We start from the raw sequence: 24,060 nt of genomic DNA, 5'->3' as shown, positions 1-24,060 counted from the left end.
ACAACTAGCAACTATTACCCAATCAAGAAACCTATGAAGACCCTACCGTTTGAGCGTCGCTATGAGACGTTTTCCTACCTGCCGTTGATGGACAACGCTCAAATCTCTCGCCAAATCCAGTACACGCTGGATCAGGGCTTTTTCCCTGGCGTTGAGTTTACGAATGACCCTAGCGCTGAAGCCCACTACTGGACATTGTGGAAGCTGCCCATGTTTGGCGCACGCTCTCCCCAAGAAGTGCTGAATGAAGTACAGCAATGCAAGTCCGAGTACCCCAATAGCTACATTCGTGTGGTGGCATTTGACAACATCAAGCAATGCCAGGTGATGAGCTTTATCGTTCAGAAGCCACGCTAACGGCGGCTTGTTGATCACTCATGTGACTCGAAGCGGGGTAGGGTGGGCAATGCCTGCTTTATCCCGCTTTTAATGTTGTAATGATCATTGAAGAACCTAACCCAGATGTCCGAATCTGCTTTGTCGGTGAGTCATTTGTCAATGGCACAGGCGATCGCACGCATCTCGGTTGGACGGGTAGGCTGTGCCAAGCTCTTTCCCAACGCGGCGATCGCATCACCTATTACAACCTGGGTATTCGGCGCGAAACCACCACTGAGCTTTTGGCTCGCTGGCAGCAAGACTGTGATCGTCGGCTCCCTCCAGGTTGCCATCACCGTGTAGTCTTTTCCTTTGGAGTTAACGATACTACGTTGGAAAATGGCAGTACGCGTGTCACTTTGGTGCAATCGTTGGCAAATGCTCGACAGATTTTGAGTGTGGCTCAACAAACCTATCCAATTTTGATGGTGGGTCCTGCGGCGATCGCTGACAAGGCGCAAAATTTTCGCATTAACGAGTTGTCAGTACACTTTGCTCATTTGTGTGAAACGCTTAACGTACCTTATCTGCATATCTTCACGTCTCTGAGCCAATCAGCTACATGGATGCAAGAAATAGAGGCGGGCGATGGTGCTCATCCTGATGCTGCTGGCTATGCCGAACTTGCCCGTTTTGTGCAAAAGTGGTCTGCTTGGAACGCTTTCAATTCTCTCTAACTCCTCCCTACTCTCCGCTAACAGCCAAGACCTATGAGTTATTACATTTCGCCTCGCTTTCTCGACAAGCTTTCGATTCACATTACCAAGAATTATCTCGACATTCCTAGCGTCAAAGTGCCGCTGATTCTGGGCATTCACGGACGTAAGGGCGAGGGCAAGTCTTTTCAGTGCGAACTAGCGTTCGAGCGGATGGGTATCAATGTTGTTTATATGTCTGCTGGAGAGCTAGAAAGTCCAGATGCAGGTGATCCCGGACGGTTGGTGCGCCTGCGCTACCGAGAAGCGGCTGAACTGGTAAAGGTGCGTGGCAAGATGGCAGTGTTGCTAATTAATGACATCGATGCCGGTGCAGGCCGAGTAGACCAATATACTCAATACACCGTTAACACTCAGAATGTAAACGGTACACTGATGAACATTGCCGATAATCCTACAAATGTGCAGCTTCCAGGTAGCTATGAACTAGAACCCAATCGCCGTGTGCCAATTATTGTGACGGGGAATGATTTTTCCACCCTTTACGCGCCGTTGATCCGCGATGGGCGGATGGACAAGTTTTTCTGGGAACCCGATCGCGCCGATCGCATTGGCATCATTAGTGGCATCTTTGAGGCAGACGGCGTGCAGCGTGGAGCCGTTGAGACACTGGTGGATACCTTTCCCAACCAATCGATCGACTTTTATGGAGCGATACGATCGCGCCTCTACGACGAGCAGGTCAAAGCCTTGATTGACGAAGTTGGAATCGAGCGCATCTCTCTACGAGTAGTCAATAGTGAACAGTCAGCACCCATCTTTCGTAAACCAGATTTTAGCCTGCCGCACCTTTTAGAAGTGGGCAATCAAATCGTTGGAGAGCAGCGACGTGTGCAGGAAATGGGCTTGGCAGAGCAATATAATAAAGCGTTGTATTTCAACCGCAAGCTGGGCAACACCGCTGAACAAGCACCTGCGAAGGAAGAAGCACCTGCCGCTAATGCTCAGTATTATCACAAGTACGACTCTGGTAATGCCGCTAGCAATGCTGCTGGCAGTGGCAACGGACAGAACAATCATCAGCCCTCATCCTCCAGTTATGGTGGTCAGCCCTCTAGCACCAAGCTCACTCCAGACGTGGTCACGCAGGTAAACCAAATTTTGAAACAGGGGCTTCGTCTGGGCATTGAGTATGTGAATGAACGTCGCTTCCGTACAAACTCCTGGAATTCTTATGGTTCTTTCCAGGGTCAAGCGTCTGAGGCGATCGCGGCTTTAGAGGCTTGTCTGGGCGAACGTCCAACAGATTACGTGCGTCTTGTAGGCATCAACCCAGAAGATCGACGCAGAGTAGCCGAAACCATCATTCAACGACCAAAAGGTAAAGTCGCTACTGCATAGATGTTTGAAGGGTTTGTCAAGAAGCCAGAGGTCAAAATGCAAATCTCCTGGCTTCTGGCTTGATATAGACTACAGCTTGATCTGCGATCGTCGCTGACGCAAGCGAGCTAGCCCTAATCCACCTAAACTCAATAGTAATCCAGCTACCGTTGAGGGTTCCGGTACGCCCTCTACAGCGACGACACCGATCGGACGAATTAATCGACTGCTTGTAAATACATCGCCTGAAAACGTTCCTGCACTACCTTGTGCCCCAGCATAAGCCAGTACAGAGCCGAGGTTAGCATTCGTCCGATCAAAGCCGACTGCATAAAGATCATCGCTGTTAGCACCTGAGCCAAACGTCAGGCTACCAATAAAATTGCTGCTGGGAGCCGTGCCCGTGTAGTTGGTCGAGAGCACACTCAGCAAATTGCCTGCCAAATCATACTGACGAATACCACCCGCAAAATCACTGACATAGAGACTGTCATCCGTCGGTGCAAGTGCCAGACCCAGAAGGCTAATGAATTCACTTTCTGGTAGGGTTGTTGGCTGATCAATGAGAACATTGGGAGCTTCACTAGGGGCTAAACCTGCCACTTGCTCTGGGGTGTAGCGCAAAACTTGACTGGCAAAGGGAAACGTTAAACCGCCACTGATATTATTCGCTGAACCCTGTGTCGTGACATAAAGGCTACCATCGGGTCCAAATAAAAGCCCGTTTGGACCGTTCAAGCCGTTGACTGAACCCAGCCCGCTATTATTGTCAGAGGCAAAAACGCCTAGAAAAGCACCTGTTGTTACGTCGTACCGCAAGATTTGATTAGTGCGGAAACTGCTAACAAAAAGGCTACCGTCAGGTGCAAAGGCGTTACCATACGGGCGAGTCAAACCACCGCCAGAAGCGGCTACACCCAGAAATTCGCCTGTAAGGCTGTAACGCAGAACGGCTGAGTCTTGAGGGTAAGCAGGGTCAAACAAATTGAGTCCACTGTTGCCGCCGCTGCTGACATAAAGGTTGCTATCGGGTCCGATCGTCAGCGCATCCGGTGCTTGTAAGCCACCTAGTCCAGGTGTTGTAAAGTTACCTTGAAACGTGCCTGTGCTTTCATCAAAAACAACAATATTGTTGTCCTCGGTATTGCCAATCAACAGGGCAGCGTCGGCTTTAGAGGTAATTAAACCTAAAAGCGTAATAATACTGAGCAGAACAGGAGCTTGCAGGCGATTTTTCATGAAGTATTGCGTCTGAGTGCTAATGCTACGCCCATCTTCGGGAGGCTTAGGATTCAAAACTGTATTAGCTATGACAAAGTAGCGGTATTTTCATGCAAGGACTTGCTGAAGTAAAGTTACCGTAAAGCGGCATAAGCATTACCGATGCCAAACAAGTTTGCAGCCGCGTTCTGCCACTAGCAATGGATTACTAGAAGCCAGTCGTTAGCAGTCGTTCGTCAAACGCATATAACAGTCTTTACCCAGGTGGGAAAGACCCACTACTTAATATCCCAATGCCTCACCTTACAAGCCGGGCTTGTCGCGTTCTACTGTCCCAACGCCTTATGAACTAATGTTGCCACCTCGGCTCTGGTAGCCAGCTTATCAGGGCTTAAGCGCTTGGTGTTGTCCTCATCTAGCACTAGTCCTGCCTCGATCGCCGCCGCAGTTTTGTCAGCCGCATAGGCTGGGATTTCTGCTGCATCTTGATACTGATTCAGCACCTGTGCCGCTGGTTGCTTGGGTTGTAAATTCAAGCCTGTTGCTAGCGCCAGTAGCACTTGCAACCTGGGAATCTGGCGATTGGGCTGAAAGCTACCGTTGGGAAAGCCACTCATAAACTGGGTCTGCGTTGCCTGATTGATTGCCGGGATCGCCCAATAGTCTGGCTTTAAATCATTGAACTTCAAGGCTTCACGACTGGCTGGTTTGTTAAAAGCCCGTCGAACGATCTCAGCAAATTCTGCTCGAGTGATCGGTTTGTTGGGTCGAAAGGTGCCATCTGGAAACCCATCTAAAATGCCTCTGGCACTCAAAGCGGCGATCGGCGCACTTGCCCAAAAGTTTGCTGGTACATCTGTAAATTGCTTCAGTTGGGCAACAGGCGTGGTCGAAGCAGCAGATGGCGCTGGTGACGGTGTTGCAGGTGCTTGAGGCACAACCGCAACGAAGGGTGTTGATTGCGGTGCTGGTGTAGTGCGGCTTGCTGCTGGATCGATCGGCGAAGGCGCAACTGTAACAGGTTGGTCAACTGATCCATTAATCGGTGGTGTCGCGTCTGTAGTAGCTGGTGCAGATGGCGTAGCGACTGGTGGACTGGATGCCGTCGGCTCCTGGAAGAAAGGCACGTTCATACCGCCATCTTTTTGGCTGATTGACCAAAAGAAAATGCCTCCGATGCTAGTAAGCGCAACGAAGACGGCAATCAACTCATCGGCACCAAGGCGCTTGCGATCAGAACCTGGATCAGGAGAAGGTGTCATTTTAAAGACGCTCTTAAGCAACAGATACTCAGCTAATCCTAAAGCAGAGTCATCAAAGTAGCGCAGTTAATCTTAAAAAAGACAGCAATGTCAGTTAAAAGACCCAAAAACAATCAGGATAAACGCAACTCGCGTTCTACAAACTCGTAACGCTTGATGTGAGCTTCACTGCTATAACCGTACCCCCACGGTTGTAGGCGCTGTGCGGGATACAGGAAACTAGAGAAGTCGATAACTACTACGCTGAGAGGCAAAAGCCAATGCTGCTATCGCCGCAACGTGAAGCCCAAACACTGGGGACAAAGGCGATTTGCTTTGTTTCCCCTAACGGAGAAGTGACTGTTAAACAATTTGATGAGCCAAGCTTTCCCCAAAAAACATTAGAACCGATCACACCATCGCCATCTCATTAGATCTTTTTGTCATCCATGCTCTGTAGCAGTAACACTACTGCGATCAAGCCTGTGCCTGTGGTTTTTGCAAAGCCTCTTACAGCCCAAATGTAGGAGGCTTTGCTTTTAGAAACCACTTAGGGTGACACAAGACCTGAACATAATTTTTTCTTGCTCCTTGTCTTCCTTCCTCAGCTATGCCATACTGGCGCCAAATATACTGTAAGTCTATTGGCTTGCCGTAGTATTCTAAAAAACGTACTTTGAGAGCGAGTAAACCTGTTATGGCGTTTGTAGGAGTAGATAGTATGGCGATCGCAGGTAGAGAGAGCGTCGTACCGCTTGAGTTAAGGCTCCAGCGTGCGAAACAGCTTAACGCTCGTGGTCTTTCGAGTCTCCTGCTGACAACTGTTTCAGTGTTAAAGCGGGTTTGGTGGCACACAAAGTCGTACCTACCAATCGTGGGTATTTTGCTACTAGCAGCGGGAAGCTTGCTCTTGCTGCAATTGCACTGGCTGTCTCGACGGTTATTACAAAGCCCGTTGAGAGAAAAAGCAATCGCGAAAGATCTAGGCTAGAGCGTCAGTACCAGGGCAATAGCAATCATTCATATCGTTGTCATTTGCCTGCTACATACGGGAATAGCGAAGTTACAGGCACCTGACCGTTACTGATAACGATTGGATTGGAATAGATCTAGCCGTTTTTGAGCCGCAGTAAGTGCTTGCAACGGAGTGCTGCGCCCTAAGAGGGTGGCTTCGATCGCCCGTCCCAGTGCTTCAGAAAGACGGTTGTAGCCAGGGACAATCGGGCGTGAGCGCCCATACGCTGTTTGCGACAAAAACACATCAACGGCAGGCTGTTGTGCCTTATATGCCTCATAAATATTGCTGTGTCGCGATCGTAGATTTGTCGGCAAGTAGCCCGTACCGATCGCCCACTGTGTCTGAAACGATTCACTCAAGACATATTCTGCAAAAACTCGTGCTGCTTGCTCATGCTCTGGTGTCGTTTTAAGCAAAAAGAGATTTTCGCCTCCGATCGCTGTTGCCTGCGTTACCTGCATTGGAATCGGCAGCACTCCAAAATCTACACCTGTTGCAAGCAACTGACCTAGCGTCCATGGACCCGATAGTTGCATGGCGACCTTACCTGCCAAAAAGCCGTCTAGCTCATAGCCTCGCTCTGGTGCTGACAGTATGGCAGACCCATCATCAAGCAAGTCGCGCCAGTATTGTAACGCTGCGATCGCCCCAGGACTCGTTAGCTGAACTGTTGTATGAGATGAATCGATCGCGTGAAGCGTCCCCTCGTTCGCCCCCTGATCCCCAGCCGTCAACTCTCCACCCCCGCTCCACAAAAACGGTAGCCACATGAATACTGTCCACTCGCCTTTACCCAATGGCAGCAGCAGTCCATGTTGGTCAGTGCGTCCATCACCATCAGTATCGCGGGTGAGTTGGTGGGCAACCTGACGCAGCTCTGTCCAGGTTTTTGGCAGTGCGGTGATGCCTGCTGCCTGAAAAAGGCTGGGACGGTAAAAGATGCCCACATTGTTTGTACCAAAGGGAATCGACCAGAGATGGTTTTCTAGCACCATACTGTCGAACAGCGCGGGATCAAGCTGCGATCGTAACGGTGAAGCGTTGAGCCAGTCCTCTAACGGGTACAGCGCGTCGAGTTCGACTAAGCGCCCTGTCAGAAGGGGAGAGTACCACAGCAAATCGGGTACTGACTTACCAACGATCGCTGCCAGAATCTTGGGCAACTGCTGATCGCTCTGTCCGACATACTGCGACTCTACATGAATTGTGGGATGTTCCTGATTGAACTGGTCTACCAGACGTTGCAGCACAGCGCGATTTGGCGGTGGGTTGACCCCCTGCCACAGCGTTAACTGCGTGACAGCAGGCGGTGTCGCTACTGCAAGCTGACATCCAGGTAGCACCAGCAGGCAAAGACAGAGCAGGCAGCAGCCCAGGTATTGGCGCACCCTCATTAGCATGAGCAGCTTGGGGATCGTTGTAGGGTCATTGTTTTAGAACTTGTGTCTGGAGCGCCGTTGCATTGCTGCGCCGACAGTGACATTCAACTGGGCACCAATGAGCATCACCAGTGAGCTGAGGTAAAGCCATAGTAGGAGCACAATGACTGCCCCGATTACCCCGTATGCTCGATTGTAGCTGCCAAAGTGAGCGACATAAAAGCGAAACAAGCCTGAAAGGACTGCCCAAAAGATTGCTGCGAGTATGGCACCTGGCAGAATGGGGGTGCCGACTGTCCAGCGGCTCGGTCCAAAGCGATAGATAAAAGCACTTGCTAGAGCAATAATGATCAACGCTAGAGGCCAGGTAAAGAGCCGCCAGAGGGCAAAGACTCCTGGCTCCATAGCACCACTGCGATATGCCACTACCTGCACAATAAAATCGCTAATAAAGACTAGCACCGAGGCAATAATCACTAGCTGAATGGTGCCGATCGTGAGTGCTAGGGAAACCAGCTTTGTCTTCCAAAAGGGTCGGATTTGCTGCGGGGGCACCTGGTAAATCTGGTCAAGTGCAACCATTGCGGAACCGAGGACGCTAGAAGCTGCCCAGAGCGAGATTAAAAAGCTTACTGAAAACAGACCTTGATTGCGTTGATAGCCAATCTCACCAATAAAGTTTTGAATGAGCATGAGTGCTTCCTCAGGTGCAACCTGGCTCACCTGCTCAGTTAAGTCGTTAAGGCTCTCTTCAGAACCGCCAAACAAGCTAATCGCGGTTAGTATTGCCAGAATGCCTGGAAACAGAGCCAACATGGCATTGTATGCCATTTCAGAAGCGAGACCAGGCAACCGTCGCTGCCCCACTCGATCGATGATTTCGCGCACTGTGGCTGGAGTGAGATGGCGAAAAAAGCGAAAAAAGCGACCTTTCAACATAGTTGAGCGCTGGATTTAACAATCCTCTTTAGTTTGTGAACGCTGCTCTAGATCGACTGCTAGCTTCTAGCTTTTAGCCTAGCCCTAAAGCTCACGTTGCTGCTGACCGCTTTACGCTGCCCCGTTTGCTTCTAATCGTTACACTCTCACGTTTTTTAGCAATGGAGCTAGCCTTTGCGTGTAAGATTCAGTGCAGGAATTTCGTTATGAACATTTAAACCCTGTACTTTGTCTCTAATTGTGCTTTGAACTTCAAAGAGGAGTGCCATCAATGGAAATCATGCAAAAAAACAACCGTCTCCAAGTTTCGGCTGGCGTTCTAGCTGTGGTGATCGCCACAGCGGGTCTCAGCCTCCCTGCCGTTGCCGAAACAGAAGCAGCTCAACCCGCTCAACTCGCTCAAGGTTCGATCATCGGTCAGTGCCGCGCCGTCAATAAAAAGGTTTCGGTTTACAAACAGGCATCCACTACCGGCTCAATAGTGAGTACCCTCAATCCTGACACTAGAGTCACGCTTGCCGATACTGGCAGCGGCGGCTTTATCGGCATCAGCAGCCCTGTAAGTGGCTATGTCCAAACAGCGAATCTGAAGCCCTGCACTGGCACGACACCACCAACCGGAAACACCTGCCGTCGTGTTCTGCAACCACTTGGTCTAAGCATCCGTAAAGAACCGTCTCCAACTGCTGCTTACGTCGGTGGTGTGGCTAATCTGGCGCGTGTTACCCTGACGACCAATCCAGCAACCGCCCGACTCGGTGCCGATGGTCGCAACTGGATACAGATTGCAAGTCCTGCTGCTGGCTGGGTTTCTAACGGTTTTCCAGGTGGTAGCAGCAACCTGACGCTTTGCCCCTAGTGCAGGATGGCATTGTCATGATTTGGTCATGACGTAAACAGGTAAATGCGTGTCATTACGGCATCCATTTACCTGTTTACCGTGGGTCTGGTGGTTGCAGTCCAGCCGCTTAACTTGGGTAAAGGATGCCTTTAAACTAAAATTAAGCTGTGAAGGGATAAGACGACTAAGGTCAAGCATCGACATGAAAGCAAAAATTTTAGAGGCGATCGAAGCTTTCTCTGGTATTTACAGCGGCTGGATTCTATGGAATCTCTTTTTAGCCTTCATTCCGTTGGTCTTAAGCTTCTGGCTCTTTCGGCGGAAAACAAATGAGCGATCCTTTTTGTGGTGGTTGGTCTGGGTCGTCTTTATTGCCTTTTTGCCCAACGCGCCTTACTTGCTCACTGATATCATTCATTTAATTCGTGGCACTCGTGCAGGCTACGCCACTTGGATTATTGCTCTGGTCTTTATTCCACTACACATCATGGCGATCGTGAGTGGGTTTGAAGCATACGTCATCGCACTAATTAATCAGGGACGTTACTTAAAGCGACAGGGCGCACAACGCTTTGTTATGTGGTCAGAATTGGTGATGCATGGACTTTGTGCGATCGGCATTTACCTGGGCAGGTTTCCGCGCTTTAACAGTTGGGATCTTGTGACTGACCCTGGCAATGTTCTGTTGGTTGCACTCAATGAATTGACGGCAAAGCGTCCCTTGCTGGTTATTGTGATCACGTTCATTATCCTCACCGTCTTCTACTGGGTTATGAAGCAGATCACGCTTGGTTTGGTTATGCGCTTTCGGTATACGCAAGCAAAGAGGGCGTTTAAGTCTGAGTAACTTGACCTTGTCGGCGTGAAAGAGCCGGAGTTGGTCTCATGGCAATGGTCTGCGATCGCAGCCTTTCTCAGGCATCAAAATTTTTCAGGCAAAAGACATGAGCGATCGTGCTAGTAAAAACCGCAAAATCCAGCTTGCCTCGCGTGTGAAAAGTGGCTTGGCTGGTCTTGTTTGTGCAGTCTTAGTAGCAAGCTGCGGTAAAGATGGTGCCATACTTAACCCCGATCCGCTAGCACCCTTTGTGCAGGCACGTTATGGCGTTGAAGGTGCGGTTGCCACGTTCAAGCAAGAATTTCAACCCAGTAGTGGGAGCGATCGCCTCAGTGAAAGCGATTGGAACAAGTACAGAAGGGGCAGGCAGCTTTACAACCAGGCAGCGTCTTCGATCAATGCTGTTGTTGTGCAAGTCATGCTGGCAAATCAAGCCCGTACTGAACTGGCAGCCGTCGAATTCAAGCAACGGCTAGAAACTGCGATCAACCATGCCGTCGCTTTTCGAGACTATGTCGAAACGACAAGACGAGACCGCTCTAATGTAGGCGATCGAGCAGCGGGGCAAGCGCAACCGTTTTACTTTCCCATTCCAGTCAACCCGATCGGTGTACCAGATTTACTCAATTCAGTTTTTGGGCAAATCAATACTGCTCTCGGACAAGCTAGAAATGCTGAACAGACTAAGCGTGACAGAATCGAAGGGGTATTGAGAAGCCTGCTGCTGCCAACGTTCGATGAAGCAGGCAGACGATCACCAGACTCGTTTCCGCCACCAAATCAGTAAGCAAACGCCGATGTGGCAACCTGAGAACGTACCAAGCGTAGGCTGAGAGCCTTGGCGGTACACATAGATAACTTCCTGTTGGGCTTCAGAGAGGCTTCAGTGCTAGCTGTAATGCTGTGGTGAACTGATCACGGTTCCTCCAAAACGCCAAAAGTGCGTGCATCATAATGTCATTAATGCGTTGAGTCTACTGGTTGCCTACGGAATGGATGCGGCGTTGCCTCTGCTTGCGATCGCGTATGGTGGACAAGCATTGGCTAGAGGCTTGTCCGCACTTCATCGCCGCACTTCATCGCCATAGTGCCGCCTTGCAACGGGTCGGTAGTGTGATGATTGTAGTAACTGTGTTATTTTGCTCGGTTGGAATGTGCAAGTTCAGCTCTGGTTTGCGTCGCTGTTTCCGTCTCTACCCTTTTAAGTACAACTTCGTTAAAGGACAGCACCACCCATGTCAATGCCTACAACGCTTCTTTCCCGTTCCATACGCAGGTTGTCTATTCTGTCTCTGGTCGTGCTTGCCTTGATTGGCGGTGCCTTCTATCTTAGGTTGTCTCGATCGAGTGCTGAAACGCCACAATCTCTTGTGCAAGGAACGTTTCCTGATCCGGCAGTTAATATGCCAGCGTCCCAGGCAAAGGGAATGCAGACTGCGGTTTTGGCAGGCGGCTGCTTCTGGGGCGTAGAGGCAGTGTTTGAACATCTCAATGGTGTTTCAGATGTTGTCTCCGGATATGCGGGTGGCAGTGCAGAGACAGCAAATTATGGGCTGGTCAGCTTTGGGCAAACGGGTCATGCCGAGTCTGTAAGAGTTACGTACGATCCCGCCAAGATTTCCTACGGACAGCTTCTCAAAGTCTACTTTGCGGTAGCGCATGACCCAACACAGGTTAATCGGCAGGGTCCCGATGCTGGGAAACAATACCGTTCAGCCATCTTTTATGAGAATGATGAACAGAAGCAAGTCGCGCAGGCATACATCGATCAGCTAAACCAGGCAGGCACCTTCCGCAAGTCGATCGCCACTCAGCTAGCGCCATTGAACGGTTTTTATGCGGCTGAAGCAGACCATCAGAACTTTATCGATCGCAATCCAAACTATCCCTATGTCGTGATTCATGACCTGCCAAAGCTCAAACAACTTAAGGAACAGTTTGTTGCCCTTTACAAAAAATAAGTCTTCATTAGTCGCAGTTTTATGGAAGCTTCTGTCCCAACCAAACGCCAACCTAAAGCCTTTGTAAAAGGTTTAACCCGTGGGTATCTGTGCCACAGGTATTAAGCAAATTGAATGTCTTACTTAGCCTGTGGACTTGTTTGGTTTGCTCAGGGCTAGGCTGCCAGGGTTGAGGGTTGTTGTAGGCATAGTACGTCTCAACGCCATCAATGCCAAAACGAGCCACTTCAGGGATTAGAATTTCGGGCGATCGCTTATAGCGTGCTGGGTGTGCCAGTACCGCTAACCCTCCCGCTTGATGGATAGCGCTAATCACTTGCTCTGCCTTTGCGTCGTCTCCCATCGGTGCATGGCGCTGTAGGTAAAGCTGTATAGAAGGGCTTTCTGGGTTAAACGCATAGCCGAGGATATGTACCTCTATGTCCAGCAGTTGGGATGTAATTTCTACACCAACCCAAAGTTGAGGCAAGGCACGATCGCCCACTTGCTCTAACGGCTGTTCATCGAGCCAACGCTGCACAAGGCGATAACCATTAACCGAATGATGGTCAGTGATGGCAAACCCTTGTAGCCCAATGGCGAGCGCCTGCTGCACCAGTAGCTCTGGCTGCAACTGTCCATCAGAGTTTACCGTGTGCATGTGAAAATTAAACGTTCTGGGGCAACTGCCAGCGTTAACCTGCTCAAACACGTGCCTCAGCGCGACAGCGTCCTGTGCAGCAGGGATGGACGAATGCGACGCTGAAGCCAGTTTGACAGACATAGGTGCCTTAAAAAGAGATGAGCTTGTTTTGCTTACATACATATCTTAACTGCTGTCGATCGAGAGTTTGAGCGATCACATTGACCACAGACAGCAGCCTACGTATTACTCTGCTTAACACCCGGAGGGCAATTTGATAATTCCAGACATGTGTTCACAAGACCGTGATAACACAACCGAGCGTCCTTACCAACTGCATTGCTGTTTAAGACTGCAAGCCTGGTTTAGAACCCTCGGTTGCTGTAGTGCTTTGTGTTGAACCGCTCTAGAGGAAACCGCTAGATCTGCTCACAGCCTTGATTGCATCAACTCAGAATCGTGAATTAAAGCACCTGCAAACGTCACTACCTGTCAGGGCAATAACCTGTAGTATGGCTATGCCCCTACAAGGATGAGCTGGACGAAAGGGCTAACTTGATTGAATTCGTGTTTCTAAGCAGATGGTTCTCTCGTTGAAGCTTTCGCTGACGGTACACTGTTGCGGTTCAATCCACCCAAAAACATCGGGACGAATTTCTCCATAAACGCTTGAGGATCGCGCTTCCATGCCCGTTGGGCGATATCAATGCGGGTCATCTGCAAGTCGGGTGCGAGCAAGGTTTGGGGCAACCGCTCCATCAAGTATTGGGGGCGCTCCCAAACCGACATGGTGTTGGCAATATCTAGCAGATTAGACACGCGACGTAGTTCCGCTCCCAGGGTGATATCCATACCGGATTCAAAGGCAGCTTGCTCGATCGCCGAGTAACGTTGCTTTGCTGTTTCTACCTTCTGGCGATTTTCTGGGCTTTGATCCGCCAGTTTTGCTAACCAGCGGTTACCCCAGCGCACGTGCCCTGCTTCCTCAGGAAAGATCCGCTCGATCGTCTCACGAATTTTGATGTTTTCTTCTGTCTGCGGTGCTTGCTTCAGCGCGTAGATATGCGCCGAGAAATATTCACAGCCGCGCTTTTCGGTTACGTTAATGGCTGCCAGAGTCGAGATTAGAAACCCATCTAGGTCGGTTTCTGCATCATGGAGTTCTGCATCCAGCAGCCGTTCAAATTCCTGAATGTAGGAAGAACCGGGTGGAGTGCCAACGCTGGAACCCAAATCAACCAGCAAATCGGTGAGCCACATGGCATGGCGGGCTTCATCAGAAATATGCCGCGACAGATCCTTAATGAGTTCAGGAGACTTACCATCAAGCTGCTCAATCAAATTGGTGAGGTCTTTGCAGCTTCGCTGTTCGCTATAGCGGTAGCGGTTGAGCGTGATGAGGTGAATCTCACGATCGCGCACCACCTGACCAAGAATCTCGCGTGCGCCTAGAGCTTTACTAAGTTTGCGGGGGTAAGCAACAGTCATTGTTTTCTCTTGTTGTGTGTTCTTATTCGTGGGTCGCTATTGACGATCGTAACTTAGCTGTTTTCCTGCATCCGTAGACAATGCAGCGTTAGGAATGGAAGTGAGCGGCTTTTGAGCAACGAGATACTTGCTCATAAAGTGAACCTGCACCGAAACATCGCTAAAGCCAGCTTGCTCTAGACGCTGCACCAGATTATCCTGCGTATAGTGGCGATAGTAAGGCTCATGAAACGTCTCCACAAAGTCTTCCATGGCTGGCACCATGTCGGGTGCGTCAGCAACTTGAATGGAATCACAAATGACAAACGTACCACCCGGCTTCAAAACTCGAAAGCACTGTTCGATCACCTGCTGACGGGCTGCTGGGGGTAATTCATGAAACAGGAAGACGCTGGTAACACCATGAAAGTAATTGTCTACAAACGGCAGAGCCTCAGCATTTGCTTGCATAAGCTGCGGCAGCTCATTTGGTAGCTGCGACAGCGACTGGTTTGCCTTACGCAAATAGGCATCTGACAGATCTACACCATAAAGGGATGCCTTGGGCAACATTCCCCGCAGTTGCTTTAGTGTGCGTCCGGTGCCACAGGCAACATCCAGTACCCGTATCTGACGTGGTTCTACAACATCAAAAGTAGCTAAACCTTGCTTTAGGGGAGCCAGTATCCGTCGCCGCATAGCATCTGCTGCACCGTTAAACAAGATGTCAACCTGCAAATCATAGAGGTTTGCTGAGGTGTCGCTGAGATAGCCATCCGTCTGATGGTGGAAGTTCTGCAAGTAATAACTGGGGTAGCCGCTCGTCTCTAACTGAGGCGAAAAATCTTGATGGCGCTTTTGGTTAACGCGCCCCCAAATCGAGGGCAAGTCAAACCAAATCTGTGGGTAATGACGAAAAAAGTCGTTCCAGTCATTGTCAAAGAGTAAGGGCGCTGGATAAACGCCTCGTTCAGCATCATACCAGTCAGTTTCAATAAGCTGCTGAAGCTGCTGCCGAAGTTGAAGCAACAGTTCGAGGGGCAAAGGTTTTACTTCGCGCTGTGACGGTGCAACGAAGAGATTAGTCAACTGGGTGCTGACTGCTTTATGTGCCAGACCAAAATAGCTTTTACCTTCTTGGAAAGCCTGGTATGCCAGCTTTGTCAAAGTGTCGGGCATTTGATGTAGGAAACTACGATCGACTGTAAACGATTGTAACGAATCCCTTCAGTAAATGCCGCAGATGGGTACATAAATCTGCCTTTTGGCGGCAAGGCGATCACGGCGTTTATATCCAACTAACGCATTTAGCTATAGCAGTTGAGGAGAACGTTGGGACAGACCTAAACCTTGAAACTTCCTTTGAGCAATGGCTTCTACTCATCCCTCATCTTTCATTCTTTTGCCATAACATGTACGGGGTCTAGATAAAGAAGAGCGGCGATCGCTCCCTAGACCTCAGACGTTACCCGTAGGCAAGAGAGGTAGAGGAGCGCTCGCCGCGCAGATGGTAGATGTGTCGTTATTAACAGTTGTACTGTCTAGCAATCGTAGTACAGCGCAAACTCATAGGGATGCGGACGAATGCTCACTGGAATCACTTCGCGATCGAGCTTGTAGCTAATCCAGTTTTCGATGAAGTCTTCAGTGAAAACCCCACCAGCCGTCAAGAAATCATGATCCGTTTCCAGGTTCTTCAGCGCATCCATTAAGGAGCCAGGCGTTGAAGGCACTTTCGCCAACTCTTCGGGGGTGAGTTCGTAAATGTCTACATCCAGTGAATCGCCGGGGTCAATCTCGTTCTTGATGCCGTCAATGCCCGCGCAGAGCATAGCCGCAAACGCTAGATATGGGTTACACGACGCATCGGGGCAACGGAACTCCAACCGTTTGGCTTTAGGGCTATCACCCGACAGTGGAATCCGAATGGAGGCAGAGCGATTGCCCTGAGAGTATGCCAGGTTCACAGGTGCTTCAAAACCGGGCACGAGGCGCTTGTAGGAGTTGGTCGTTGGGTTTGTAAAAGCCAGCAGCGAGGGTGCGTGCTTCAGCAGACCGCCGATGTAGTGCATGGCTGTCTTGCTCAGTTGAGCATATTCGTTGCCAAAGAAGGTCGGCTGACCATCTTTCCAGATGGACTGGTGGCAGTGCATCCCGGTGCCGTTATCGCCAAAAATCGGCTTGGGCATGAAGGTAGCCGTCTTGCCATGCTTCTTCGCAACGTTTTTGATGCAGTACTTATACGTCAACAAATAGTCAGCAGCTTTCACCAAAGATGCAAACCGGAAGCCCAATTCGCACTGTCCGCCTGTAGCAACTTCGTGGTGGTGCTTCTCGATCGGCACACCGCAATGCTTCATTGCCAGCAGCATTTCAGTACGGATGTCTTGCAGCGTATCAGTCGGCGCAACGGGGAAGTAACCTTCTTTATTCCGAGGCTTGTACCCCAGATTGCCACCCTTGCCGGTGGTTGGATTATATTCTTCACGGCCTGAGTTCCACACGCCTTCGTCGCTATCAACGTAGTAGTAGCCAGCGTTTTGAGTTTGGTCGTAGCGCACGTCGTCAAACAAGAAAAACTCGGCTTCAGGACCAAAAAAGGCAGTGTCACCGATGCCGCTTGCTTGTAAGTAATCGATCGCCTTTTGAGCGATCGAGCGAGGGTCACGGCTGTAGGGCTGTCCTGTGCGTGGCTCGATAATGCTACAAATCATGCTCAGAGTCGGTTCTGCCATGAAGGGGTCGATCCAGGCAGTATCTGGATCAGGCACCATTGCCATGTCTGAGTCATTAATGGCTTTCCAACCCCGGATGCTAGAGCCATCAAAGGCAACACCCTCGCTAAAGCTGCTTTCATCGATCATGTCGTGGAACAGGGTCAAATGTTGCCACGTTCCTGGCGTGTCAATGAACTTCAGATCAATCATCTGAATATTGTCACGTTTAATCCATTCCAGGATTTCCTGCGGGGATGCCATGTATTACTCCTTGTTGCGGTACTGTCTCTAAAGTTGGAGGAAAGAAGAACGGTAGAAATAATTTGAGCGCGGCAGTGAAAGCGTTGCATCCTGAGGTTTGATGCTGAAACGTTGGAGCTGTGCGATCAACTGATCCACAGCTTCAAACGCTCAGACACAGAATAATGAGCTTGAACCGAGACAGAAGCCTACAGTCTTAGTCAGCTTTCAACCAAAGCCACAAACTTCCCCTGCTTTTCTAAAGCTAATGAAAGAATTGTTAGGAAGAGGCTGCCTTAGCAAACCCTCTCCAGGCTTAGAGCTTACTTGTATCTGAATCATCCTAGAGATTGGCTTGAGTCAATTTTGTATCAATCGCTACAAAGTGTTGCTCTACCGGTTGAGACTTAAGTTTAGGTTAAGGGCAGGGTGTTTAAGCGAGCGTGTAGAGTGACTGCTCTAACGTAGTTTTAAGAACTTGTAACACTTGATGTTTACAATTGCAACATGGCACGATTCTGTTTCAGGCAATGGTAAACTTGACCGTACGCTTGGACTCAAAGAACCGTCAGTTCTACGATTTGAGCCGTATGTGACTAGAGATTATACGCCTAGAATGATGAGCGTGAATTGATCAATCACTGTTGTTGTCCATGGGGCATGGCTTACTTTGAATCTGTTGATCGCGATGTGCCTTTAGGCTTGCCACTGAGCAAGATTTTTGTCGTCGAACGAGTCAACCATAACTAAGAACATATTAAGGATCGTTGGGAGAAGAGTTTCATGCGTGATGCAGTAACGAGTTTGATTAGAAATTACGATATTACAGGTCGTTACCTCGATCGCAATGCCATTGATAGTCTCAAAGCGTATTTTGATACGGGTATTGCAAGGGTACAGGCATCGGCAGTCATCAATGCGAATGCAGCGGCAATTGTCAAACAGGCAGGTTTGCAGTTGTTTGACGAACTGCCAGAGTTGATTCGTCCTGGTGGCAATGCTTATACAACTCGTCGCTATGCCGCTTGCTTGCGCGATTTAGACTACTACCTGCGCTACGCTACCTACGCCCTTGTGGCTGGCGATACGGATGTGTTGGATGAGCGGGTGCTAGAAGGGCTACGCGAAACCTACAATTCGCTGGGTGTACCACCTGGACCGACCGTGCGCGGTATCCAAATCTTGAAGGCGATCGCTCAAGAAACCGTGGCTGAAGCTGGCATTACCAACGCTGCGTTTCTAGATCAGCCGTTCGATTACATGGCACGCGAATTGAGCGAGAAGAATATCTAGCTTGCCGAGAGTTCATATCCTAAACTCAGTTGTAGAGGGGTGAGGCGCGATCGTGTCTCACCTTTTTCTTTGCTTACTAAAGCGTTCACGGGCTAGGGTCATGCTGCTACTGAACCGACGATCGTCCCTCACGCGTCTGATCCTTTCCGCTCTAGCTCCTTGGCACATACCTTTTCAATGTCACTGTTGATCGCCATCGCTCCTTTGCGCTGACCAGAACCGCTAAAATGAGGTGAGAGTCCCAAGCCGTAAAGTTTTTATGACCGTGCGATCGTCCGTTGACTTTTTGGATGCCTTTGATGTTGTTGTTGTAGGAGCCGGACACGCTGGCTGTGAGGCGGCACTGGCAACGGCGCGGCTGGGCTGTCGCACACTCTTGCTCACCTTAACGCTGGACAAAATCGCATGGCAGCCGTGTAATCCTGCGGTGGGTGGTCCGGCGAAGTCTCAACTGGTGCATGAGGTAGATGCGCTCGGTGGGGAAATCGGCAAAATGGCAGACCGCACCTACCTCCAAAAGCGTGTGCTAAATGCGTCACGCGGTCCGGCTGTTTGGGCGCTACGGGCGCAGACGGATAAGCGCGAATATGCGGCTGTCATGAAAACGATCGTGGAAAACCAGTCAAACCTGACGATCCGCGAAGGCATGGCAACTGATCTAGTCTTGGGCGAGAACAACGAAATCATCGGTGTGCAAACCTACTTCGGCGTAGCGTTTCAGTGCAAAGCCGTAGTGCTGACCACAGGCACCTTTCTGGGCGGCAAAATTTGGGTCGGCAATACGTCAATGGCAGCCGGACGAGCGGGAGAATTTGCTGCTGTTGGGATGACCGAAACGCTCAATCGGCTGGGCTTTGAAACGGGACGGCTGAAAACGGGGACACCTGCGAGGGTCGATCGTCGCTCCGTCGATTTCACCAACCTGGAACCTCAACCCGGTGATGCAGACGTGCGCTGGTTTAGCTTCGACCCTGAAGCGTGGGTGGAACGGGAGCAAATGCCCTGTTACCTGACACGCACGACGGCTGAAACTCATCGCATCATTCGCGAAAACCTGCATCTATCACCCGTTTATGGTGGTTGGGTAGATGCCAAAGGTCCGCGCTATTGCCCCAGCATTGAAGACAAAATTGTGCGCTTTGCTGATAAAGAAAGCCATCAGATTTTCATTGAGCCAGAAGGACGCGATACGCCAGAGCTTTATATTCAAGGCTTTTCAACGGGCTTGCCAGAAAGGATTCAGTTGCAAATGCTGCGATCACTCCCCGGATTGGAACACTGCGCCATGTTGCGTCCTGCCTATGCTGTCGAGTACGACTATTTGCCTGCAACGCAGTGCTATCCCACCCTGATGACCAAAGCGGTTGAAGGGTTATTCTGCGCTGGGCAAATCAATGGTACGACTGGCTATGAAGAAGCCGCAGCACAAGGGCTTGTAGCAGGCATTAACGCGGCTCGGTTGGTGCAAAATCAGGAGATGATTATCTTCCCGCGTGAGCAAAGCTATATTGGCACCTTGATTGACGATCTTTGTACAAAAGACTTGCGCGAACCCTATCGAGTGCTGACTTCACGATCGGAGTACCGCCTACTGCTGCGATCAGACAACGCTGACCAACGCCTGACTCCCCTGGGTCGGGAGATTGGGCTCATTGACGATCGCCGCTGGCATTTATTTAACCATAAACAAGAACGGATTGTTGCTGAAAAAGAACGGCTGCATGAAACTCGCGTGAAAGAGCATGATGAACTGGGTCAAAAGATTGCAGCGCATACGCAGCAGGCAATTAAAGGCTCGCTGACCCTAGCCGATTTGCTGCGGAAGCCAGGGTTCCACTACGCCAATTTGGAACAGTTTGGGTTAGGCAATGCAGAGTGCGATCGCGCCGAAAAAGAAGGGGCTGAAATCGACATTAAATATGCTGGGTATATTCAACGGCAACAGCACCAAATTGACGCGATCGTCCGGCAAGAACATCGCAAGCTGCCACCTGATTTAGACTACAGCGCGATCGCCACCCTCTCTAAGGAATCTCGCGAAAAGCTTGCTAAAGTGCAGCCCCTCACAATTGGACAGGCAACTCGCATTGGCGGTGTCAATCCTGCTGATGTGAATGCGTTACTCGTATACCTCGAAATCCAGGCACGTCAGCAAGCAGAAGCGGGAGTTTTATAACGGCGTGTACGATCAATTTTGATGCGATCGTTCAGATAACCGACGAGCATTTTGCACAGCTTTGTCGAGCCAATTCTGATGCCAAGTTTGAACGCACTGCGAAAGGAGAATTGGTTATTGTAGCTCCTACAGATGGTGAAATAGGAAGCTATAACTCTGAGTTAAATGCAGATTTTGTCATCTGGAATCGGCAAGCAAAACTTGGGGTCGTCTTTGATTCTTCAACGTGTTTTCGGTTGCCGACCCAGGCTCTTCGATCACCCGATGTTTTCTGGATTAAACAAGACCGTTGGGATGGCTTAACACCAGACCAAAAAGCAAAATTTCCACCGATCACGCCGGATTTTGTCCTGGAACTCATGTCGCCCAGTAATGACTTTAGCGATGTGCAGGCAAAGATGCGGGATTGAAGTTGATCCTAAAAGGTGAGGGTGCGATCGCTCCCGTCATCCTCAAAGCGTTGTTCGCCTACACCGACTAGCTCGACAATAACGGTTCGTGTTGGTGGAGTCCAGTTGCCTTGTCGTGCCTGAATGTGAAGGGTCGTGCGTTCGCCTTCTGCGGTCACGCGATACACAGTCGTTGCCCAAGCACCATCACGGTACTCAAAGCTACGCCCATCATCTTCGTACAGGGTAAACTCACCGTCACCTGACCAGACGCGAAGACGAAGCTCGTCGATCGGGCGTTCGTCTACATACTGCATCACGGGCTGCATGGGAATGACAGCTCCGGCTTTGGCGTAAAGGGGCATTCGTTCTAGCGGTGCATCAGCCAGGATGTGGGTGGCACCCTCGTAGCGCGTACCCGTCCACCAGTCATACCAAACGCCCTCTGGCAAGTAGACGGCACGACACTCGACACCAGGACGATAAACAGGAGCCGCCATAAGTGACGGACCAAGCAACACCTGATCGTGCAGGGCATAGGTTTTAGGATCGTTGGGATAGTGATAGACCAGCGGACGCAGAATCGGTGCGCCTGTCGTAGCAGCTTCCCAAAAGGCAGTGTAGAGGTAGGGCAAGAGACGATAGCGCAACTCAATGTATTCGCGGCAGATGCGTTCGGTTCGTTCTCCAAAAACCCAGGGTTCGTGCTGTTCCGTCTTCATAGAGGAGTGTGCCCGCATCAAGGGATAGAGCAACCCAACCTGCATCCAGCGGGCAAACAGTTCTGCCGTTGCGTTGCCAGCAAAACCACCGATGTCAGCACCGACAAATGCCACCCCAGACAATCCCATGTTGCAGAGCATGGGTATGGAAAGCTCCAAATGCTCCCACCAGGACTGATTATCGCCCATCCATACGGATGACCAGCGCTGTACACCGGCATAGCCCGATCGCGTCAGCACAAACGATCGCTCGGTTGGACGCAGCCGCTCCAAACCTTCGGCACAGGCTTGTGACATACCCGATCCATAAAGGTTGTGAGCTTCGGCATGAGTGGCTTGTTCGTCGGCTGGACCCTGCGGCGAGTCGAGCGGAAACCAGATATGAACACCTTCATCACCAAAGGGTCGATCAACAATGGCAGGCTCGTTCATGTCATTCCAAATGCCTGCCACGCCTACATCCGTCAAGGCTTTTTGGGCATCGCCCCACCAGTGACGCACCTCTGGCTTCAGGAAATCGGGAAAGACCGCTTTATCAGGCCAGACGTAGCCATGGAAGATTTCGCCGTTTGCTTTGCGTACAAAGTAATCTTCCTCTAATCCGTCGTCAAAAATGGTGTAATCCGCTTCCGGTTCATATTTCACCCCCGGATCGACGATCGTCACGACCTGAAAACCTGTTTCCTTCAGATCGCGCATGAGTTTCGCTGGTTCCGCAAAGCGCTTGGGACTCCATGTAAACACGCGATAGCCATTCATGTAGTCAATGTCGAGATGAATCACATCACAGGGAATCCGGCGATCGCGAAACTCCCGTGCCAGCTTCCGCACAATGCTTTCAGATTCATAGCTCCAGCGACACTGATGATAGCCGATCGACCATTTGGGCGGCAGCGGCATTCGTCCCGTAAGCTGCGTATAGGTTTCCAAAATTTCAGCAGGCGTAGGACCGTAGACAATGTAGTAGTCCAGTTCGCCGCTGTGGGTTTCCATCTGCCACACGCCGGGTTTGCTGGCTCCCATGTCAAACTGGCTCCAGAAGGTGGTGTTGAAGAAGATGCCATACCCAACATTAGGACGCAGCGCCATGAAGAACGGAATCGCCTGGTACATCTCATCCGCTACTGTCGTATAGTCCAGCGCATCGAGTGTCCAGTTTGTTTTGCGCTCCGAGCGCTTATCTAGCAACCCAGTGCGTTCACCAAAGCCGTAGAAGTGCTCATCCGCGTCCATCTTCTTCCAACCAGCTACCGTCTTTTCTGACCAGCCAATGCCTGTTTCGGCATCCTCTGCAAAGGGTCTGCCTGCTTGGTCAAAGCAAACAAGCCGACAGGGATTGCGCTCAATGCGGATGCGTACTTTAGCAGTTTTGATCTCGATCGCCGCCTCTGTTTCCTGCACATCCATTGACACAGGCGACCACTCTGAATCATCTTTGGCAACTGCCCAAGAGCGCCGTGGCAGGAGTTTTCCCGTTGGTGCCAGCCGTACCCGCACTAACGATGGGGTCAGCACGGTCACAGATAGAAGCGCATCACCACACTGACAATAAACACCGCGATCGTCCTGTTCAACAGAACTCACAGCGCCCAAAGTTGACCAGGAACGGGCGTGGATGGGAAGTTTGCCAAAGACTTGGGGCATAGGGGAAAAGGATGAAGAATAAGAGAGGAAGGATACAAAGAGGAACGTTATTGATCCGTTATCTTTTAGCCTTTCAACAGTGACTCAGTACCATCGATCCAGATTTCGGTGCCGCTAATGTGGCTAGAGGCATCGGAAGCTAAGAAAAGCACTAGCTGGGCAACCTGTTCAGATTTACCGGGTTTCCCTTCAGAAAGAGGAATTTTGCCCTTGGGAAACTCGACAGGCGTTTGAATTTGCTCCAGATCTCGCCGTTTGGTACTTTCGTTGATGGCAGTTTCAATTGCCCCTGGGCAAATCACATTCACTCGAATATGGTGCGGTGCTAGCTCTAGAGCGACCATTTTAGTAAACGCGACTTGAGCCGCTTTAGACGTGGCGTAGGCAGTGGCACCTGTATTGCTAAAAATCCGAGTGCCGTTTACAGACGCAGTGATCACGACAGAACCACCCTGCTGTTTTAAGTGAGGAACGGCGTATTTTGTGGTTAGAAAAGTGCCTTTAAGATTCACGTCCAGAGTTTTATCCCATTCTTCTGGAGTGAGATCTTCGATCGGTGCCCAAACACCGTTAATACCTGCATTTGCAAACACGATGTCAATGTGTCCGCATTTCTCAATAATCTGCTGAAAGGACTGCTCTACTTGATCGGGTTGAGAAATGTCGGCGATCGTCACGATGCCTTTGCCACCATTTTTCTCTACTTCGTCGATCGTTTGCTGACTTTCTTCAAGCGTGTGATCGATCGCGGCAATCGTTGCGCCTGCTTGTGACAACGTGAGTGCAGTCGCTCGACCAATGCCAGAACCTGCACCTGTAATTACGGCAACTTTGCCTTCCAGCGTTCGTTCTACCATGACTCGCTCCTGCTATGCATCATTTCACCCGTTTAAAGGTCATGCAGTCAGTCGGGCTTCGCCTCTGTCTTTGGTAGAGTC

General features: G+C 50.4%; 23 protein-coding genes. 13 read left to right on the top strand and 10 right to left on the bottom strand.

The window, feature by feature from the left end; translation table 11 throughout:
• Nucleotides 1-33: 33 nt before the first annotated feature.
• The 3 genes from H6F76_RS17640 (at nt 34) to H6F76_RS17630 (ending at nt 2,435) form a co-directional block, all read left to right on the top strand.
• Nucleotides 34-357: a ribulose bisphosphate carboxylase small subunit gene (locus H6F76_RS17640; RefSeq protein WP_190447360.1), complete on the top strand. Its 324-nt coding sequence runs from the start codon at nt 34-36 to the stop codon at nt 355-357.
• Between the two features lie 80 nt (nt 358-437).
• On the top strand, nt 438-1,055 hold the full coding sequence (locus tag H6F76_RS17635; protein ID WP_190510257.1) for a GDSL-type esterase/lipase family protein: 618 nt from the start codon (nt 438-440) through the stop codon (nt 1,053-1,055).
• Between the two features lie 33 nt (nt 1,056-1,088).
• Nucleotides 1,089-2,435, top strand: a complete 1,347-nt coding sequence (locus H6F76_RS17630) for a ribulose bisphosphate carboxylase small subunit (protein ID WP_190510254.1) — start codon at nt 1,089-1,091, stop codon at nt 2,433-2,435.
• 69 nt (nt 2,436-2,504) lie between these two features.
• On the opposite strand, the gene H6F76_RS17625 is transcribed toward H6F76_RS17630, so the two are convergent.
• Nucleotides 2,505-3,710, bottom strand: a complete 1,206-nt coding sequence (locus H6F76_RS17625) for a PEP-CTERM sorting domain-containing protein (protein WP_199322175.1) — start codon at nt 3,708-3,710, stop codon at nt 2,505-2,507.
• Between the two features lie 251 nt (nt 3,711-3,961).
• Nucleotides 3,962-4,897, bottom strand: coding sequence for an S-layer homology domain-containing protein (locus H6F76_RS17620; protein WP_190510252.1), 936 nt, complete (start codon nt 4,895-4,897; stop codon nt 3,962-3,964).
• 260 nt (nt 4,898-5,157) lie between these two features.
• Between H6F76_RS17620 and H6F76_RS30020 the strand changes: the two genes are divergently transcribed.
• Nucleotides 5,158-5,310 carry a hypothetical protein gene (locus H6F76_RS30020; protein ID WP_190447371.1) on the top strand — a complete coding sequence of 51 codons (153 nt, stop codon included), beginning with the start codon at nt 5,158-5,160 and terminating at the stop codon, nt 5,308-5,310.
• 263 nt (nt 5,311-5,573) lie between these two features.
• On the top strand, nt 5,574-5,867 hold the full coding sequence (locus tag H6F76_RS17615; RefSeq protein ID WP_190510250.1) for a hypothetical protein: 294 nt from the start codon (nt 5,574-5,576) through the stop codon (nt 5,865-5,867).
• Nucleotides 5,868-5,956: 89 nt separating this feature from the next.
• Here H6F76_RS17615 and H6F76_RS17610 read toward each other — a convergent pair whose 3' ends face one another.
• The gene (locus H6F76_RS17610) at nt 5,957-7,288 is read right to left on the bottom strand and encodes an ABC transporter substrate-binding protein (RefSeq protein ID WP_242036718.1); all 1,332 of its coding nucleotides are present in this window, start codon (nt 7,286-7,288) and stop codon (nt 5,957-5,959) included.
• Nucleotides 7,289-7,327: 39 nt separating this feature from the next.
• A complete protein-coding gene (locus tag H6F76_RS17605; RefSeq protein ID WP_190510246.1) occupies nt 7,328-8,212 on the bottom strand; it encodes a YihY/virulence factor BrkB family protein in 885 nt (294 codons plus the stop codon).
• 271 nt (nt 8,213-8,483) lie between these two features.
• Here H6F76_RS17605 and H6F76_RS17600 point away from each other — a divergent pair, with 271 nt between their 5' ends.
• The 5 genes from H6F76_RS17600 (at nt 8,484) to msrA (ending at nt 11,852) form a co-directional block, all read left to right on the top strand.
• Complete coding sequence (locus tag H6F76_RS17600; RefSeq protein WP_190510244.1) at nt 8,484-9,071, top strand: SH3 domain-containing protein; 588 nt, start codon at nt 8,484-8,486, stop codon at nt 9,069-9,071.
• 184 nt (nt 9,072-9,255) lie between these two features.
• Complete coding sequence (locus H6F76_RS17595) at nt 9,256-9,900, top strand: DUF1361 domain-containing protein (RefSeq protein ID WP_190447381.1); 645 nt, start codon at nt 9,256-9,258, stop codon at nt 9,898-9,900.
• Between the two features lie 97 nt (nt 9,901-9,997).
• Nucleotides 9,998-10,678: a hypothetical protein gene (locus H6F76_RS17590; RefSeq protein WP_190510241.1), complete on the top strand. Its 681-nt coding sequence runs from the start codon at nt 9,998-10,000 to the stop codon at nt 10,676-10,678.
• Between the two features lie 157 nt (nt 10,679-10,835).
• Nucleotides 10,836-10,979 (top strand): hypothetical protein, encoded by a 144-nt coding sequence (locus H6F76_RS17585; protein ID WP_190510240.1) that lies wholly within the window; start codon nt 10,836-10,838, stop codon nt 10,977-10,979.
• A 147-nt stretch (nt 10,980-11,126) separates the two neighbouring features.
• Nucleotides 11,127-11,852, top strand: coding sequence for a peptide-methionine (S)-S-oxide reductase MsrA (gene msrA, locus H6F76_RS17580; protein WP_190447387.1), 726 nt, complete (start codon nt 11,127-11,129; stop codon nt 11,850-11,852).
• Nucleotides 11,853-11,904: 52 nt separating this feature from the next.
• On the opposite strand, the gene H6F76_RS17575 is transcribed toward msrA, so the two are convergent.
• The 4 genes from H6F76_RS17575 to glnA all read right to left on the bottom strand — a co-directional run bounded on the left by H6F76_RS17575 (nt 11,905) and on the right by glnA (nt 16,919).
• Complete coding sequence (locus H6F76_RS17575; RefSeq protein WP_190510238.1) at nt 11,905-12,615, bottom strand: PHP domain-containing protein; 711 nt, start codon at nt 12,613-12,615, stop codon at nt 11,905-11,907.
• 432 nt (nt 12,616-13,047) lie between these two features.
• Nucleotides 13,048-13,962: a ferritin-like domain-containing protein gene (locus tag H6F76_RS17570; RefSeq protein ID WP_190510235.1), complete on the bottom strand. Its 915-nt coding sequence runs from the start codon at nt 13,960-13,962 to the stop codon at nt 13,048-13,050.
• Nucleotides 13,963-13,998: 36 nt separating this feature from the next.
• Complete coding sequence (locus H6F76_RS17565) at nt 13,999-15,120, bottom strand: class I SAM-dependent methyltransferase (protein ID WP_190510233.1); 1,122 nt, start codon at nt 15,118-15,120, stop codon at nt 13,999-14,001.
• A 362-nt stretch (nt 15,121-15,482) separates the two neighbouring features.
• Nucleotides 15,483-16,919 carry a type I glutamate--ammonia ligase gene (gene glnA, locus H6F76_RS17560; protein WP_190447395.1) on the bottom strand — a complete coding sequence of 479 codons (1,437 nt, stop codon included), beginning with the start codon at nt 16,917-16,919 and terminating at the stop codon, nt 15,483-15,485.
• Nucleotides 16,920-17,681: 762 nt separating this feature from the next.
• Here glnA and apcB point away from each other — a divergent pair.
• The 3 genes from apcB to H6F76_RS17545 all read left to right on the top strand — a co-directional run bounded on the left by apcB (nt 17,682) and on the right by H6F76_RS17545 (nt 20,777).
• Nucleotides 17,682-18,191 (top strand): allophycocyanin subunit beta, encoded by a 510-nt coding sequence (gene apcB / locus H6F76_RS17555; RefSeq protein WP_190447397.1) that lies wholly within the window; start codon nt 17,682-17,684, stop codon nt 18,189-18,191.
• 259 nt (nt 18,192-18,450) lie between these two features.
• A complete protein-coding gene (gene mnmG, locus H6F76_RS17550) occupies nt 18,451-20,367 on the top strand; it encodes a tRNA uridine-5-carboxymethylaminomethyl(34) synthesis enzyme MnmG (protein ID WP_190510231.1) in 1,917 nt (638 codons plus the stop codon).
• Complete coding sequence (locus tag H6F76_RS17545) at nt 20,319-20,777, top strand: Uma2 family endonuclease (protein WP_347276057.1); 459 nt, start codon at nt 20,319-20,321, stop codon at nt 20,775-20,777. Before mnmG ends, H6F76_RS17545 begins: the two co-directional genes overlap by 49 nt.
• 8 nt (nt 20,778-20,785) lie before the next feature.
• Here H6F76_RS17545 and H6F76_RS17540 read toward each other — a convergent pair whose 3' ends face one another.
• Together H6F76_RS17540 and H6F76_RS17535 are read right to left on the bottom strand one after the other, a co-directional pair.
• Nucleotides 20,786-23,122 (bottom strand): glycoside hydrolase family 31 protein, encoded by a 2,337-nt coding sequence (locus tag H6F76_RS17540; RefSeq protein ID WP_190510229.1) that lies wholly within the window; start codon nt 23,120-23,122, stop codon nt 20,786-20,788.
• A 65-nt stretch (nt 23,123-23,187) separates the two neighbouring features.
• Nucleotides 23,188-23,979 carry an SDR family NAD(P)-dependent oxidoreductase gene (locus H6F76_RS17535; RefSeq protein ID WP_190510227.1) on the bottom strand — a complete coding sequence of 264 codons (792 nt, stop codon included), beginning with the start codon at nt 23,977-23,979 and terminating at the stop codon, nt 23,188-23,190.
• Between the last annotated feature and the right edge of the window lie 81 nt (nt 23,980-24,060).

Source organism: Leptolyngbya sp. FACHB-321 (genome assembly GCF_014695975.1).
GTDB lineage: Bacteria > Cyanobacteriota > Cyanobacteriia > Leptolyngbyales > Leptolyngbyaceae > Stenomitos.
The sequence above is the reverse complement of the archived record's forward strand: the minus strand, read 5'-3'. Positions and strand labels throughout refer to the sequence as shown.